Source organism: Burkholderia crassaminum (genome assembly GCF_964265005.1).
Lineage (GTDB): Bacteria > Pseudomonadota > Gammaproteobacteria > Burkholderiales > Burkholderiaceae > Burkholderia.
This window is the reverse complement of sequence record NZ_OZ183799.1, coordinates 3566297-3580598: the sequence shown is the minus strand read 5'-3', so window position 1 is coordinate 3580598 and position 14302 is coordinate 3566297. Positions and strand designations below refer to the sequence as shown.

General features: G+C 70.2%; 14 protein-coding genes. 7 read left to right on the top strand and 7 right to left on the bottom strand.

Features of this window, described 5'->3' with window-relative positions; all coding sequences use genetic code 11:
• Positions 1 to 151: 151 nt before the first annotated feature.
• Positions 152 to 1792 (top strand): GMC family oxidoreductase, encoded by a 1641-nt coding sequence (locus ACPTTF_RS16630; protein WP_423371779.1) that lies wholly within the window; start codon positions 152 to 154, stop codon positions 1790 to 1792.
• A 29-nt stretch (positions 1793 to 1821) separates the two neighbouring features.
• Here the strand turns inward: ACPTTF_RS16630 and ACPTTF_RS16625 are convergent, their stop codons facing one another.
• From ACPTTF_RS16625 to fliF, 6 genes are read right to left on the bottom strand one after another with little or no spacing between them, the layout of a single operon-like run.
• Entirely contained in the window at positions 1822 to 3183 is a 1362-nt protein-coding gene (locus ACPTTF_RS16625) for a flagellar hook-length control protein FliK (RefSeq protein WP_423371778.1), read from the bottom strand.
• A 30-nt stretch (positions 3184 to 3213) separates the two neighbouring features.
• Entirely contained in the window at positions 3214 to 3672 is a 459-nt protein-coding gene (fliJ, locus tag ACPTTF_RS16620) for a flagellar export protein FliJ (protein ID WP_166962490.1), read from the bottom strand.
• A gap of 5 nt (positions 3673 to 3677) precedes the next feature.
• Positions 3678 to 5210: a flagellar protein export ATPase FliI gene (gene fliI, locus ACPTTF_RS16615; protein ID WP_423371899.1), complete on the bottom strand. Its 1533-nt coding sequence runs from the start codon at positions 5208 to 5210 to the stop codon at positions 3678 to 3680.
• Positions 5211 to 5242: 32 nt separating this feature from the next.
• Entirely contained in the window at positions 5243 to 5926 is a 684-nt protein-coding gene (gene fliH, locus ACPTTF_RS16610) for a flagellar assembly protein FliH (protein WP_166962496.1), read from the bottom strand.
• Positions 5919 to 6914, bottom strand: a complete 996-nt coding sequence (gene fliG / locus ACPTTF_RS16605; protein WP_423371777.1) for a flagellar motor switch protein FliG — start codon at positions 6912 to 6914, stop codon at positions 5919 to 5921. The genes fliH and fliG overlap by 8 nt, the downstream gene beginning before the upstream one ends.
• A complete protein-coding gene (gene fliF / locus ACPTTF_RS16600; protein ID WP_423371776.1) occupies positions 6904 to 8667 on the bottom strand; it encodes a flagellar basal-body MS-ring/collar protein FliF in 1764 nt (587 codons plus the stop codon). Before fliF ends, fliG begins: the two co-directional genes overlap by 11 nt.
• Before the next feature lie 249 nt (positions 8668 to 8916).
• On the opposite strand from fliF, the gene fliE reads away from it, so the two are divergent.
• From fliE to ACPTTF_RS16570, 6 genes are all read left to right on the top strand, one after another.
• A complete protein-coding gene (gene fliE / locus ACPTTF_RS16595; protein WP_166962506.1) occupies positions 8917 to 9261 on the top strand; it encodes a flagellar hook-basal body complex protein FliE in 345 nt (114 codons plus the stop codon).
• 214 nt (positions 9262 to 9475) lie between these two features.
• Positions 9476 to 9910 carry a flagellar export chaperone FliS gene (fliS, locus tag ACPTTF_RS16590; protein WP_166962509.1) on the top strand — a complete coding sequence of 145 codons (435 nt, stop codon included), beginning with the start codon at positions 9476 to 9478 and terminating at the stop codon, positions 9908 to 9910.
• Positions 9907 to 10239 (top strand): flagellar protein FliT, encoded by a 333-nt coding sequence (locus ACPTTF_RS16585; RefSeq protein WP_166962512.1) that lies wholly within the window; start codon positions 9907 to 9909, stop codon positions 10237 to 10239. Before fliS ends, ACPTTF_RS16585 begins: the two co-directional genes overlap by 4 nt.
• A gap of 130 nt (positions 10240 to 10369) precedes the next feature.
• The gene (locus ACPTTF_RS16580) at positions 10370 to 11725 is read left to right on the top strand and encodes a flagellar hook-length control protein FliK (RefSeq protein WP_423371775.1); all 1356 of its coding nucleotides are present in this window, start codon (positions 10370 to 10372) and stop codon (positions 11723 to 11725) included.
• Positions 11722 to 12039, top strand: coding sequence for an EscU/YscU/HrcU family type III secretion system export apparatus switch protein (locus tag ACPTTF_RS16575; RefSeq protein ID WP_166962517.1), 318 nt, complete (start codon positions 11722 to 11724; stop codon positions 12037 to 12039). The genes ACPTTF_RS16580 and ACPTTF_RS16575 overlap by 4 nt, the downstream gene beginning before the upstream one ends.
• Positions 12040 to 12308: 269 nt before the next feature.
• Entirely contained in the window at positions 12309 to 13043 is a 735-nt protein-coding gene (locus ACPTTF_RS16570) for a PepSY-associated TM helix domain-containing protein (protein ID WP_423371774.1), read from the top strand.
• A gap of 106 nt (positions 13044 to 13149) precedes the next feature.
• On the opposite strand, the gene ACPTTF_RS16565 is transcribed toward ACPTTF_RS16570, so the two are convergent.
• Positions 13150 to 14175, bottom strand: coding sequence for an XdhC family protein (locus ACPTTF_RS16565; protein ID WP_166962523.1), 1026 nt, complete (start codon positions 14173 to 14175; stop codon positions 13150 to 13152).
• Positions 14176 to 14302: the final 127 nt, after the last annotated feature.

The window sequence follows — 14302 nt, the reverse complement described above, 5'->3', positions numbered from 1 at the left end:
ATCTTAAATTTAGTTCACGCGGGCGTTTAGAGGAATCGCTCTTGAATCCGCGCGCCGCGCGCGCGACGGCCATTCCTACAATGCCCGAACAAGAGGGGACGCGGTCGCGCGGCGGTGCCGGGCGCCTTCCATGACACGACGGAGACGTGACATGCAATACGACTACATCATCGTCGGCGGCGGTTCGGGCGGGTCGAGCCTGGCAGGCCGTCTTGCCGATGCCTGCCCCGATGCGACGATCGCGCTGATCGAAGCCGGCTCGCATACGGAGCGCAACCTGCTCGTCAACATGCCGGTCGGCATCGCGGCGCTGGTACCGTTCAAGCTCGGCACGAACTACGGCTACGAGACGGTGCCGCAGCCGGGCCTCGGCGGGCGGCGCGGTTACCAGCCGCGCGGTCGCGGGATGGGCGGCTCGAGCGCGATCAACGCGATGATCTACACGCGCGGCCACCCCGGCGACTACGACGAATGGGCGCAACTCGGCGCGACGGGCTGGGGCTGGCAGGACGTGCTGCCGTATTTCCGCCGCGCGGAAGGCAACGAACGTGGCGCCGATGCGTGGCACGGCGCGGACGGCCCGCTGTCGGTGTCGGATCTGCGCTTTCGCAATCCGTTCTCCGAACGATTCATCCAGGCCGCGCATGCGGCCGGCTATCCGCTGAACGACGATTTCAACGGCGCGACGCAGGAAGGCGTCGGCTTCTATCAGGTCACGCATCGCGACGGTTCGCGCTGCAGCGTCGCGCGCGCGTATATCTACGGCCGCGACCGGCCGAACCTGCACGTGATCACCGATGCGACGGTGCTGCGGGTCACGTTCGACGGCAAGCGTGCGGCCGGTGTCGCGGTCGCGCGCAACGGGCGCGTCGAGACGCTCGAAGCGCGCGCGGAAGTGATCCTGTCGGCCGGCGCGTTCAATTCGCCGCAACTGCTGATGTGCTCGGGGATCGGCCCGGCCGAGCAACTGCGCCGGCACGGGATCGCCGTCGTGCAGGATGCGCCGGATGTCGGCACGAACCTGATCGACCATATCGACTTCATCATCAACACGCGCGTGAATTCATCGGAGCTGGTCGGCGTGTGCTTGCGCGGGATCGCGAAGATGACGCCCGCGCTCGCGCGCTATTTCTCGAGCCGCACGGGGATGATGACGAGCAACGTCGCGGAGGCCGGTGGTTTCATCAAGAGCGATCCGTCGCTCGAGCGTCCCGACCTGCAGCTGCATTTCTGCACGGCGCTCGTGGACGACCACAATCGCAAGATGCACTGGGGCTTCGGCTATTCGCTGCACGTGTGCGCATTGCGGCCGTTCAGCCGCGGCACGGTGGCGCTCGCGAGCGGCGATGCGCGCGACGCACCGCTGATCGATCCGCGCTTCTTCAACGATTCGCGCGATCTCGACCTGCTCGTGCGCGGCACGCAGGCAATGCGCAGGATTCTGTCGCAGGCGCCGCTCGCGTCGCAGGGCGGGCGCGAGCTGTATACGCGGGCGGACCAGAGCGAAGCGGAGCTGCGCAAGACGATCGTCGAGCATGCCGACACGATCTATCACCCGGTCGGCACCTGCCGGATGGGTTCGGACGCGCGCGCGGTCGTCGATCCGCAACTGCGCGTGCGCGGCGTCGAAGGGTTGCGCGTGGTGGATGCGTCGGTGATGCCGACGCTGGTCGGCGGGAACACGAATGCGCCGTCGGTGATGATCGGCGAGCGCGCGGCGGACTTCATCGTCGCGGCGCGCAAGGGCGGGGTGCCGCGCGGTGAGGCGGCTGCCGCGGTGCACGGCCGCTGAACGCGGCGCGCGCACTCGGGCAGCCATGCTCAGGCAAACGTATCGACGAGGCCGGCGCGGCTCACGCTCGCGGCGGCCGGTGCGGATTGCGCAACGTCGGCCGGTGCATCGACGGCTGACGATCCGCCGCTCCCGCGCCGCGACGACTGGCCGCCGGCGAAGGATTGCTGCGGGTTCTGCTGCTGCGAAGCGAAGCCGCCGTCGCTGACGGTCGCGCTGCCGAGCCCGAGCCCGCCCGCTTCCATGGCCTCGCGCAGCTTCGGCAGCGCGGCTTCGACGGCTTCGCGCACCTGCGCGTGCTGCGACACGAACAGCGCGTGCGCGTTGTTGTCCGCGACGCGCAGCACGACCTGCAGCGGCCCGAGATCGGCCGGATTGAGCGTCAGTTCGGCGCTCTGCTGGTGCGCATTCGACAGGAACACGACCTTCTGGCTCAGCGCGTCCGTCCAGTCCGGGGTGCCGACGTGCGGCGCGAGCACGTGCGCGTTCGCGGCGGCGATCGCGCCCGCGGCCGGCGACAGCTGCAGGTTCGCCTGGGCCGCGGCCGCAGCCGTGGCGCCCGCCGCGAGCGTCGCGCTGGCGGCCGGATCCGTCGCTTCGCTGGCGGCCGCGAGTGCGTGCTGCTCGCCCGACTGCGCGTTCGCGTTGGCCTGCAGCGCCTGCGCGGTGGCTTGCGTCGGCGTTTGCTGGGTGCCGAGCGCACCCTTCGCGTCGGCGAGCGTGCGGTCGAAGGTCGGCACCTTCGGTGTCAGCGGCGCGGTGGCGCCGGTCGATGCGGTCGATGCCGGCGCCGACGCTGTCGCGCCGGCCGCGGGTATCGCGATCGCGCCCGAGCCGCCCGTCAGCCTGTCGAGCGCGGTTTGCAGCGCATCGCGGACCGACGCCGGCGTGGCCGGCTGGGCGGCCGCGCCGGCGTCCTTGGCTGCGTGATCCGCCAGCGTGGCCGTGGCATCGGGCTGGCCGGACACGGCCGTCTTTTGTGCAGCGGCAGCGGCGGCAGCAGCAGCGGGATCGGCCGGCGTCGCGTTGTCCGTGCGCGCCTGCAGTTGCGCCTGCACGGCCGCGGCTGCCGCGAGCGCGGCGGCGTCGGGGTTGGTGGCGGCGTTCGTGGTCGTATCGTCGGTCGCGTCGTCGTCATCGGTCGCGGACGGCTTCGTGCCGGCGGCCGGCTTCGACGAAGCCTGTTTCGTCGAAGCATCCGGCACGCCGGCATTCGACGAATCGCGACGCGCGACGACGCTTTGCTTCAGCGTCTGCGCGAACGGCACGGCGCTCGTGGCGGTCGCGGCATCGTTGCCGGCGGCGGTGCCGGACGAACCGGAGCCGCGGGCGGCCTTGAGTGCGGCGCCGGCGGTGTCGATCAGCGCGCCGAGCAGGGGCAGGGGAGGCATGGCGTTCTCTCGTTCGAATGCGGTGGTCGGTTACGACGAGCGGGCCGCGTCGGCCCGCATGCGCAGGATCTTTGCGGCGTGTTCGTCGGAGTCGCGTTGTTCGCGCCGGGCGTCGCGCTGCGCTTCCTGCGCGACGCCGCGCGCCTGCAGGATTTCAAACGAGCCGACGGTGCGTTTCTTCTGTTGCCAGTTCGGGCGTGCTTCGTCGATGCGGACTTCGGCCGCGGCGAGCACGTTGCGCTGCTGCGTGATCGCGGCGTCGAGGGTGTCGATGAACGCCTGGAAATTGCGCCAGTTGCCGGCCGGCATCCCGTGCTGCGCAGATTGCGAGAAGCGCGCGTGGTATTCGTCGCGGTAGCGCAGCAGCGCGTCGAGCTGCTCGGCCGCCGCGGTGCGGTCGCGCTGCGCGGTGCCGAGCTGCCTGGCGGCCGAGTCGAGGTCGTCCTGCGCGCGGTCGAGCAGCAACTGAAGGGGAAAGCCGTGAGCCATCTGGATCAGCCTCCGTAAGCGTCGAACAGTGCATCGAGCCCGGCGAGGCTCGACGCGAAAGGTGCGCATTCGCGAAAGCCCTGCTGCAGGAACGCCTCGATGCGCGGATAGAGCGCGATCGCGCGGTCGAGCTGCGCGTCGCGGCCGGGCGCGTACGCGCCGACCGCGATCAGGTCGCGATTGCGCTGGTAGCGCGACAGCATCTGCTTGAACTGGCGGACGTGGTCGAGATGCGTTTCGTCGATCAGCGCGGTCATCGCGCGGCTGATCGACGCCTCGATGTCGATCGCCGGATAGTGGCCGGCCTCGGCAAGCGCACGCGACAGCACGACGTGGCCGTCGAGGATCGCGCGCGCCGAATCGGCGATCGGGTCCTGCTGGTCGTCGCCTTCGGTCAGCACCGTGTAGAACGCGGTGATCGAGCCGCCGCCCTCCGGCCCGTTGCCGGTGCGCTCGACGAGCGCGGGCAACTTCGCGAACACCGACGGCGGGTAGCCCTTCGTCGCGGGCGGCTCGCCGATCGCCAGCGCGATCTCGCGCTGCGCCATCGCGTAGCGGGTCAGCGAATCCATCAGCAGCAGCACGTGCTTGCCCTGGTCGCGGAAATACTCGGCGAGCGACGTCGCGTAGGCCGCGCCCTGCATCCGCAGCAGCGGCGACACGTCGGCCGGCGCCGCGACGACGACCGAGCGCGCGAGCCCGTCCTCGCCGAGAATCTGTTCGATGAATTCCTTCACTTCGCGGCCGCGTTCGCCGATCAGCCCGATCACGATCACTTCCGCGCTCGTGTAGCGCGCCATCGTGCCGAGCAGCACCGACTTGCCGACGCCGGAGCCCGCGAACAGGCCCATCCGCTGCCCGCGGCCGACGGTGAGCAACGCGTTGATCGCGCGCACGCCGACGTCGAGCACATGGTGGATCGGTTCGCGCTCGAGCGGGTTGATCGACGGCGCCGACAGCGGCGCGTCGACCTTCGACGCGAGCGGGCCGAGGCCGTCGAGCGGGCGGCCCGACGCGTCGACGACGCGCCCGAGCATCTCCCAGCCCACCGGCAGCCGCTTCGCGCCCGCGAGCGGATCGGCGACGGGCGCGCTTTCGCGTGGCCACACGCGTGCGCCGGGCAGGACGCCGGCGACGTCGGTGGTCGGCATCAGGAACAGGCGATCGCCGGCGAAGCCGACGACTTCGGCTTCCGCGTGCGGCAGCGTGCTGCCGGGCGGCAGTTCGATCGTGCATTCGGCGCCGACCGACAGGCGCAGCCCGATCGCCTCGAGCACGAGGCCGGCCGCGCGCGTCAGGCGCCCGCACGGCCGCAGCGGCAGCGCACGGTGGCTGCGCGCGGCGAGCCCGTTCAGGTGGGAGCGCCAGTGCGCGAGATGCGGGTTGTGCGGCGCGCGCGGCGCGTGTGGCGCGCGCGGCGCGGCGCCGGAGGCGTCGGCCGCTGCAGCGGCGCCGTGTGCGTGTGCGTCAGGTGCGGCGTCGGGCGCGGTGTCGGGGCCGAACGATGCGAGCGCGAGTTCGCGTTCGAGCGGCGTCATGCCGTCGTGTGCCAGCGCTTCGGGCGGCCGCGTCACCACGTGCTCACCTTGCCGATCGCGGCGGCGACGCGCTGCCAGCGCGTGGGCAGCGTCGCGTCGACCTCGCCGGTCGCGGCGTGCGCGCGGCAGCCGCCGCGATCGATCGACGCGTCGGTGCGCACGTTCCAGCCGAGCGTATCGAGATCGTCCTGCAGATAGGCTTCGACGACGGGCAGATCGGCCGGATTCACCGCGAGATGCGGCGCGCCGGCGAGCGCGGGTTCGGCCGCGAGCACGTCGCGCACGGCCGCGACGAGCGCGGCCGGGTCGTGCTTCACGTGCTGGCGCACGACCTGCTGCGCGATGTCGAGCGCGAGCTGCGCGATGTCGGCGGCAAGATCGTGCTCGACGCTCGACACGGCCTCGCGGAACGACGCGGCGAGCGCCGCGAGCTGCGCGGCCTGTTCGCGCGCATCGGCCTGGCCGACTTCGAATCCTTGTTCGCGGCCCTGTTCGAAACCGGCCTGGTAGCCGAGCGCCTGGCCTTCGACGTGGCCGGCCGCATGGCCTTCGGCGTGCGCTGCGTCGCGCACGCGCTGCAGGTCCTCGGCGAGCGCGGCGGCGGCCGCTGCCGCGTCGTCGGGCGGCGGCGGGGGCGGCGGCGGGTCGAACGACGCCATCTCCCACCGCTGGTAGGCGGTGAGGGTGCCCGCGCGATCGCTCGCCGAATCAGACATACGCGTCTTCCGCCTTGCCGCCGATCGCGATCGCGCCGCTCTCGGCCAGGTTGCGCACGATCTGCAGGATGCGGCGCTGCTGCGCCTCGACGTCGGACACGCGCACCGGGCCGCGCGCGTCGAGATCCTCGGCGAGCAGTTCGGCCGCGCGCTGCGACATGTTCGCGAGGAACTTCTGGCGCAGTGCCGGCGGCGCGCCCTTCAGCGCGATGATCAGCGTTTCCGACTCGACTTCCTTGAGCACCATCTGGATCGCGCGGTCCTCGAGGTCGAGCAGGTTCTCGAACACGAACATCTGGTCGATGATCTTCTGCGCGAGTTCGGCGTCGTACTGGCGCACGCTTTCGAGCACGCCTTCCTCATGCACGCTCGTCATGAAGTTCAGGATCTCGGCCGCGGTGCGGATGCCGCCCATCGGGCTGCGCTTCAGGTTGTCGCTGCCGGACAGCAGGCCCGTCAGCACGTCGTCGAGCTCGCGCAGCGCGGCCGGCTGGATGCCGTCGAGCGTCGCGATCCGCAGGATCACGTCGTTGCGCAGCCGCTCGGTGAAGCACGACGCGATTTCCGACGCCTGGTCGCGGTCGAGGTGCACGAGGATCGTCGCGATGATCTGCGGATGCTCGTTCTTGATCAGTTCGGCCACCGCACCCGAGTCCATCCACTTCAGGCCCTCGATGCCGCTCGTGTCGCTGCCCTGCAGGATGCGGTCGATCAGTACGCCGGCCTTGTCCTCGCCGAGCGCCTTGGTCAGCACCGAGCGGATGTAGTCGCTCGAATCGAGCGACAGCGCGGTGTGCTGCTCCGCTTCCTTCGCGAATTCCTGCAGCACGTCCTCGACCTGCTCGCGCGTGACATTTTTCAGCGCGGCCATCGCGGCGCCGATCTTCTGGACCTCGCGCGGCGCGAGGAACTTGAATACCTGCGCGGCTTCTTCCTCGCCGATCGACATCAGCAGCAGCGCGCTCTTGGTCAAGCCTTCAGCGTTCATCGGACACCCAGTTCTTCACGACGGTGGCGACGATCTTCGGATCCTGGCGGGCGATCGTGCGCGCGTAGTCGAGGTTGCGTTCGTAGCGGTTCTTCTCGTTTTCGAAGCCGAGCAGCAGCGAGTCGGGTTCCTCGGCCTTGACCGGTGCCGGCAGGCCGTCGAGCAAGACCGGATCTTCCGGCGCGGCGAGCGCCGCCGCGACCGGCTCGGGCGGCGGGAACGCGCGGCGCATCGCCGGGCGCACGAACATGAAGTAGAGCGCCGCCGCGGCCGCCGCGATGCCGAGCCACTTCGCGGCTTCCTTCGCCATCGCGATCATGTCGGGCTGGCGCCACCACGGCAGGTCGGCGTACGGGTCGCTCGCGGTCGAGAACGCGCTGTTCACGACGTTCACCGAGTCGCCGCGCTTCTCGTCGTAGCCCATCGCATCCTTCACGAGCTGTTCGACCTGCGCGAGCTTCGCGGGCGGCAGCGGCTGCATTGTCACGTGGCCCTTCGCGTCGGCGACCGGCTGGTAGTTGACGACGACCGCGACCGACAGCCGCTTCACGCTGCCCATCGGCTGCTCGAGATGGCGGATCGTCTTGTCGACTTCGTAGTTGGTCGTCTGGTCCTTGCGGTCGCTCACGGGCGTCGTCTGCGGCCCGTTCTGGCCGTTGCCGGCGACGATCGGTGCGGACGCCGGCTGCGGCGGCGTGTTCGACAACGCCCCCGGCACGCCCGACGCGCCACCCTGCGCGAGTTCGGTCGCGCTGCTGGTCTGCTGGCTGCGGATCGCGGATTGCTGCGGATTGCCGTTCGGGCCGTAGCTTTCCGACGTCTGCTCGATCTTCGAGAAATCGAGGTCCGCGCTGACCTGCGAGCGCGCGTTGCCCGCGCCGAAGATCGGCGCGAGGATCGCGTCGATGCGTTTCTGCGTGTTGTGTTCGACCTGCTGCACGTACTTGAGCTGGCTGGCGTCGAGGCCGGATGCCGATGCGGTCTGGGTCAGCAGGTTGCCGTCCTGGTCGACGATCGTCACGTTCTTCGCGGGCATGTCGGGCACGCCGGACGACACCATCCGCGTGATCGCCTGCACCTGGCCCTCGTCGAGCACGCGGCCCGGGTAAAGGTCGACGAACACCGACGCGCTCGGCGATTCCTTGTCGCGCACGAACACCGACGGCTTCGGGATCGCGAGATGCACGCGTGCGCCGCGCACGGCGTTGATCGATTCGATGGTGCGCTGCAGCTCGCCTTCGAGCGCGCGCTGGTAGTTGATCTGTTCGGCGAACTGGCTGATGCCGAATTTCTGGTTGTCCATCAGCTCGAAGCCGACCGAGCCGCCTTTCGGCAGCCCCATCGCGGCGAGCTTCAGGCGCGTTTCATGCACCTGGTTCGACGGCACGAGGATCGCGCCGCCGGCATCGGCGAACTTGTAGGGAACGTTTGCCTGCTGGAGCGCGGCAATGATCGCGCCGCCGTCGCGGTCCGACAGGTTGCTGTACAGCACGCGGTAGTCGGGCGCGCGGCTCCACAGCACGAGCGCGGTGATCACGGCGACCGCGAACGCGACGGCGATCAGGAACGGCAGCTTCGGGTTGCCCTTCATCCGCGAGATGCCGGGAATGCGTTCCGCGAAGCCGCCGAGGCCGAAGTCCGCGCCGGCGCCACCCACGCCCGGCATCGCGGCGGCCGCGGCGGCGCCGGGCGCCGGGCTGGCGAGGCCCGCGCGGGCGTCGGGATTGATCAGCGAGTTGGCCTGCGAATCCATGCGTCGAGTTTCTCCGGAGCGGGACGACTGAGCTCGCTCGGACGAGCGGGCGGACAATGACACGATGCGATTATCGTGACCCGGGCCCTACTCCGATCGACCGAAAAGAGCGGGGTTTCCCCCGTACTTTCTCGGCTTTGACGCGCGTCACGCTGCTATCCTTTTTCGCGATCCGGCATGGTGCGCGTGGTGCGGCGCCGGCGGAAACACCCGGTGCTCCGGGGCACTTCTCTCAGTTTTGGGGACAGCATGACTGCGAACGTCAGCGGAATCGGTTCGGTGTTGCAACAGATGCAGTCGATGGCCGCGCAGGCGTCCGGCGGCGTCGCGAGCCCGACGGCAGCGCTGGCCGGCTCGGGCGCGGCGACGGCCGGCACGTTCGCGAGCGCGATGAAGGCGTCGCTCGACAAGATCAGCGGCGACCAGCAGCACGCGCTCGGCGAGGCGCAGGCATTCGAGGTCGGGGCGCCGAACGTGTCGCTGAACGACGTGATGGTCGACATGCAGAAAGCCAACATCGGCTTCCAGTTCGGGCTCCAGGTCCGCAACAAGTTGGTGAGCGCTTACAACGAAATCTCGCAGATGTCGGTCTGACGCGACGGGCATCCGGCAACGGGCATCCGGGGACGGCCATCCGGACAGGGTTATTCAGGGAAGGGCTCCGCGCTGGCCGGCGCCTTCGGCGCCTGGCGGCAGGCCCGGCTTGCCTAAAGCTTTCCAAATCCCTTCCGATAACTCCGGTGAAGGCCGCGTCGTGCGATGCACGACGGCGGTTCCCGTATAGCCAAGGCATAACAAGGAGATGCGCATGTTTTCCCCAGGACACGCTGGAGCCAATGCCTACGCGCGTGTCGGCGTCGAGACGGGGGTGATGGGCGCCTCCCCGCACCGGTTGATCGCGATGCTGTACCAGGGCGCGCGGCAGGCGGTTGCGCTGGCACGCCTGCATTTGCAGCAGGGCAATGTGTCCGCGCGCGGCGATGCGATCGGCAAGGCGATCCGGATCGTCGAGAGCGGGCTGAAGGCGTCGCTGAACCGCGACGCGGGCGGCGAGATCGCGGAGCGGCTGGACGCGCTGTATGCGTATATCGGCCGGCGTCTGCTGGAAGCGAACGCACAGGCGAGCGACGCGATGCTGGTCGAGGTCGACGGGCTGCTCGCGACGCTCGAGGAAGCATGGACGGGGATCGCCCCGGAGGTCGCGCGGATGGCCGCGCAACAGGCAGTGGAAGCATCACGATGAATCGCAAGGCCGAATACTTCGCACGTTACGAGGCGCTCGCCGCCGTGTCGGGCCGGATGCTGGGCGCCGCCCGCAGCGCCGACTGGAGCGCGTTGCCGGGGTTGCAGGCCGAATTCATGCAGCTTGTCGACGGGCTGAAGGAGGCCGATCCGGGCGTCGTGCTCGACGAATCGGATCTCGGCCGCAAGCTCGACCTGATCCGCCGCATCCTGGCCGACGACGCCGCGATCCGCGATCTCGCGAGCCCGGACGTCGCGCGGCTGTCCGCGCTGTTCGAGGCGCGGCGCTCGACCAAGGTATTGACCGATCTCTACCGCGCGCGCGGGTAGGGTCCGTTTCCGGGGAAACGGGCGCGGGGGCGCACGAGCCCGTTGCGGCAGGCGCGCAGTTCCCGCGAGCGGCACCGGTGTGCCGTTCCCGGATTCGCAACGATGTGGCTGAGGTGAGCAGGCTCCGATCATGACCGGTATCGACTCCGTTGCGGCCGCGCTGCTGGCGAGCCGCCTCGACAGCTTGCTGACCGGCACCGTGTCGGCGCCCGCCGGCGGCGGCGCGACCTCGCAGGTCGGCACGCCGGGCACCGGCGCGCCATCTTCGCCTTCGGCCGGCAGCCCGCCCGCCGCGCCGCCAGCCTCCACACAGACCGCACTGTCCGACGTCGGGCGCGTGCTCGACGCGATCTCGCGGGCCGGCGGCGACTCGACGCCGGCCATTGCCGGGCGCGTGCCGCTGCTGGCCGATCCCACCGTGCTGTTGACCGACACGGCCGTGCCGGCCCGCGCGCCGGCCGCCTCCGATCCGGCGGCGTCTTCCACGTCTGCCTCCACCGCGGCGTCGTCCGCAGCGGCGACGCGTGACGCGGCCGCGGCCCTGCCGGTCGCGGCGCTGCGCGCAGCGCTCGCGCAGGCCGTGAGCGAAAGCGGTCTTTTCTACGAATCCCATCTGGCGCAATGGCTGGCCGGCCAGCGCCCGCTCGCGGCACTGATGCGCGAGCCGCAGGCGCGCCTCGCGGCCGCGCTCGCGCCGGCCGACCCGGATGCCGCGCAGCACGGCTCGACCGACGTGCTCGACGAGCTGCTCGCGCAACGGCCACCGCTGCCCGCGCCCGCGCGGGCGACGGCGCAGCCGGGCACGCCGGCCCAGGGCGGCGCGTCGGCTCGCGATCCCGCGCAGGCCTTGCCGGCGGGCGCGCGGCAAGGTGCGACGCTGCCTCCCGATACGTTCGACCTGCTCGGCGAGCGCCCCGATGCGCGCGGGACGCCCGCGCGGGCCGAACTGGCCGCCGCCTCGTCCGACTCCCAGGCGCAGACGCTGGCGCCCGTGCATCCGGCCGCCGTACCGCTCGTCAGGCAGCAGCTCGACGCGCTCGCGACCGACCAGTTCCGCTGGACGGGCGAGGCGTGGCCCGGCGCGCGGCTCGACTGGACGATCGAGCCGGACGATCCGGGCAGCCGCGCGCCGCGCGGCGATGACGGCGTGGGCGACGGCATCGCATGGCGCACGCGCCTGACGCTGACGTTGCCGTCGCTCGGCACGGTCGACGCGGAATTGGTGCTGAACGGCACGCAACTGGTCGCGCGGCTGCGTGCGAACCAGACGGGCGCCGACCGTCTCACACGGCACGAGGCTGCGCTGCGACAGCGGCTCGAGGTGTCGGGGCTGCGGGTGGGCGGGCTGTCGATCCGCGCGGTCGACGACGGCCCGGACGGCTTCGACCTGTTTGCAGCCCAGGCGGCGGCCGCCGCGTATGCGCGCGGTTCGGCCGGCGGCCCGGCGACGCGTGCGCCGGATGTCGACGACGAGGCGCTGCAATGAGCATGACGTCCCGCAAGCGCGCGGCCGCGCTCGTCTACGACCCGAAGGGCGGCGATGCGGCGCCGCGCGTGGTCGCGAAGGGCTACGGCGTGCTCGCCGAGATGATCGTCGCGCGCGCGCACGATGCGGGGTTGTACGTGCATACGGCACCGGAGATGGTGTCGCTGTTGATGCAGGTCGACCTCGACGACCGGATTCCGCCGCAGCTCTACCAGGCGGTCGCGGATCTGCTCGCATGGCTGTACGCGCTCGACCGAACCGAGCCCGCGCCTGACGACACCGCACCGCGCTTTCCGCTGCCGCCGCTGCGCTGAATCGCCCGGCGTCACGCGACTTCTTACGAAATGCTGTCCTGGCCTTGCAAGGTCATTTCGTAGACATTCTTCGTCTATCGGCCGGCATCGTGGCGCAACACGCGCGCTTCGTCCGCAATTCCGCTTTTGTCAGGCTTGTCGCTGCGTACCCGGGCGGATTGAGTCGGCAATTAATTTGTGTAATGATATCCATTCTCATTTTCATGTTGCTCGGGCGGCGCGCACTCTCTGCGCGCCGCCCGTTGTTTTGAACGAATGGAACCTTTCGCGTGAACGCGCCCGAAACGATCAATCCGCCCAGGACGGGTACTTCCCGCGCGGGCGTCACCGTGCTGCACCCGGCGGCCCGCCCGCTGAGCGACGACGAACTGGCTGCGCGCCGCCAGCGCTCGCGCCGCGCGACCTTCATCAAGTGGCTGCGCAAGGTGCACGGCTGGGTCGGGCTGTGGGGCGCGGTGCTCGGGTTGCTGTTCGGCGTGACGGGCGTGCTGCTTAACCACCGCGCGCCGCCGCTGAAGATTTCGACGGGCGAGCCGCAGGTCGAGGAGATGCAGATCGCGCTGCCTGATCCGGCACCGAAGACGCCCGCCGCGATGACGAAATGGCTGCAGCACGAACTGCATTTCGACGGCAAGCCGGGCCGCATGCGCAAGGAGGCCGCACAGCCCGTTGCGTGGGGCGACAAGCGCGTGATGCAGCCGGAGCACTGGCAGATGGGCCTGTTCGGCCCGCATCAGAACCTGCAGGCCGAATACTGGGTCGGCAACGGCTACGTATCGGTGAAGCGCACGGGCAACACGTTCCTGACGACGCTGAACAACCTGCATCGCGGTGTCGGGATGAATCTCGGCTGGGTGCTGCTGATGGACACGATCGCGGGCTCGCTGATCCTGCTGTCGCTGACCGGCGTGCTGCTGTGGACCGAGCTGAACAAGCGCCGCACGGTCGGCGTCGTGCTGGTGGTCGGTTCGGTCGCTGCGGCGCTTGCCGCCGGCCTGACCTGATCGGCGACCGCGCCGGCCTGGTGCCGGCGCGTGCCCTTTCGTCAACTTCGTCGGCTTCGTCCGCTTCGTTCGTTGCGGCCGCGTATCCGGTGCGACCGCGCGCCGATCAGAGGCCGCAGGCCGCGCCGCTGTTCGCCGCGATCTCGCGCGCGGCCTTCGCGCCCTCGACCTGCAGGATCGTCGGCAGCGACACGTGGTTCTTCGCGGCGGTGATCTCGGCGAGGATCGAGATCGCGATTTCCGGCGGCGTCCGGCTGCCGATGTAGATGCCGGCCGGCCCGTGCAGCCGGCCCAGCTCCGCTTCGTTCAGGTCGAATTCGCGCAACCGTTCGCGCCGTGCCGCGTTGTTGCGCCGCGAACCGAGCGCGCCCACGTAGAAGGCGGGTGTTTTCAGCGCCTCCATCAGCGCGAGATCGTCGAGCTTCGGATCGTGCGTGAGCGCGATCACGGCCGAACGCGCGTCGAGGTTCATGTCGAGCACCGTATCGTCGGGCATCGTGCGCACGACGCGCGTGCCCGGCACGTCCCACGCATCCGTGTATTCCTCGCGCGGATCGCACACCGTCACCTGGTAGTCGAGCCCGACCGCGATCTGGCACAGATAGCGCGACAACTGGCCGGCGCCGATCACGAGCATCCGGTAGCGCGGCCCGTGGATCGTGACGAGCCGCTCGCCGTCGAACGCGAGCCCGTCGGCTGCCTGCGCGGGCGACAGCGATGCGCGGCCCGTCGCGAGCGTCATCGTGCGCGTGACGAGGCGCCCGGCCTCGACTTCCGCGCACAGCGCGGCAATCCCGCTGTCGCGCGTGAGCGGTTCGAGCACGAGCTGGATCGTGCCGCCGCAAGGCAGCCCGAAGCGATGCGCTTCCTCGGCCGTCACGCCGTACTTGAGCGCTTCCGGGCGCGCGTCGGCCGCGATTCCGCTCGCATGCACGCGGGCGATCAGGTCGTCCTCGATACACCCGCCGGACACGGAGCCGACCACGAGCCCGTCCTCGCGTACCGCGAGCATCGCGCCTTCGGGGCGGGGCGACGAGCCCCACGTCTTCACGACCGTCACGAGCAGCACACGGCGCCCTTCTTCGAGCCAGCGCGCGCTGGATTTCAATACATCGAGATCGACGCTTTCCATCATCTTCTTCCTGTTGCCGGGCGCGCCCGCCGATGCGGGCCGCCGTTCGATGGCGCGATTATGAACCGGCCGCGGCAAGCGTGCAGTCAGTGGGGAAGGCGCAAAAACGGGGAAGGGAGACGCGGTG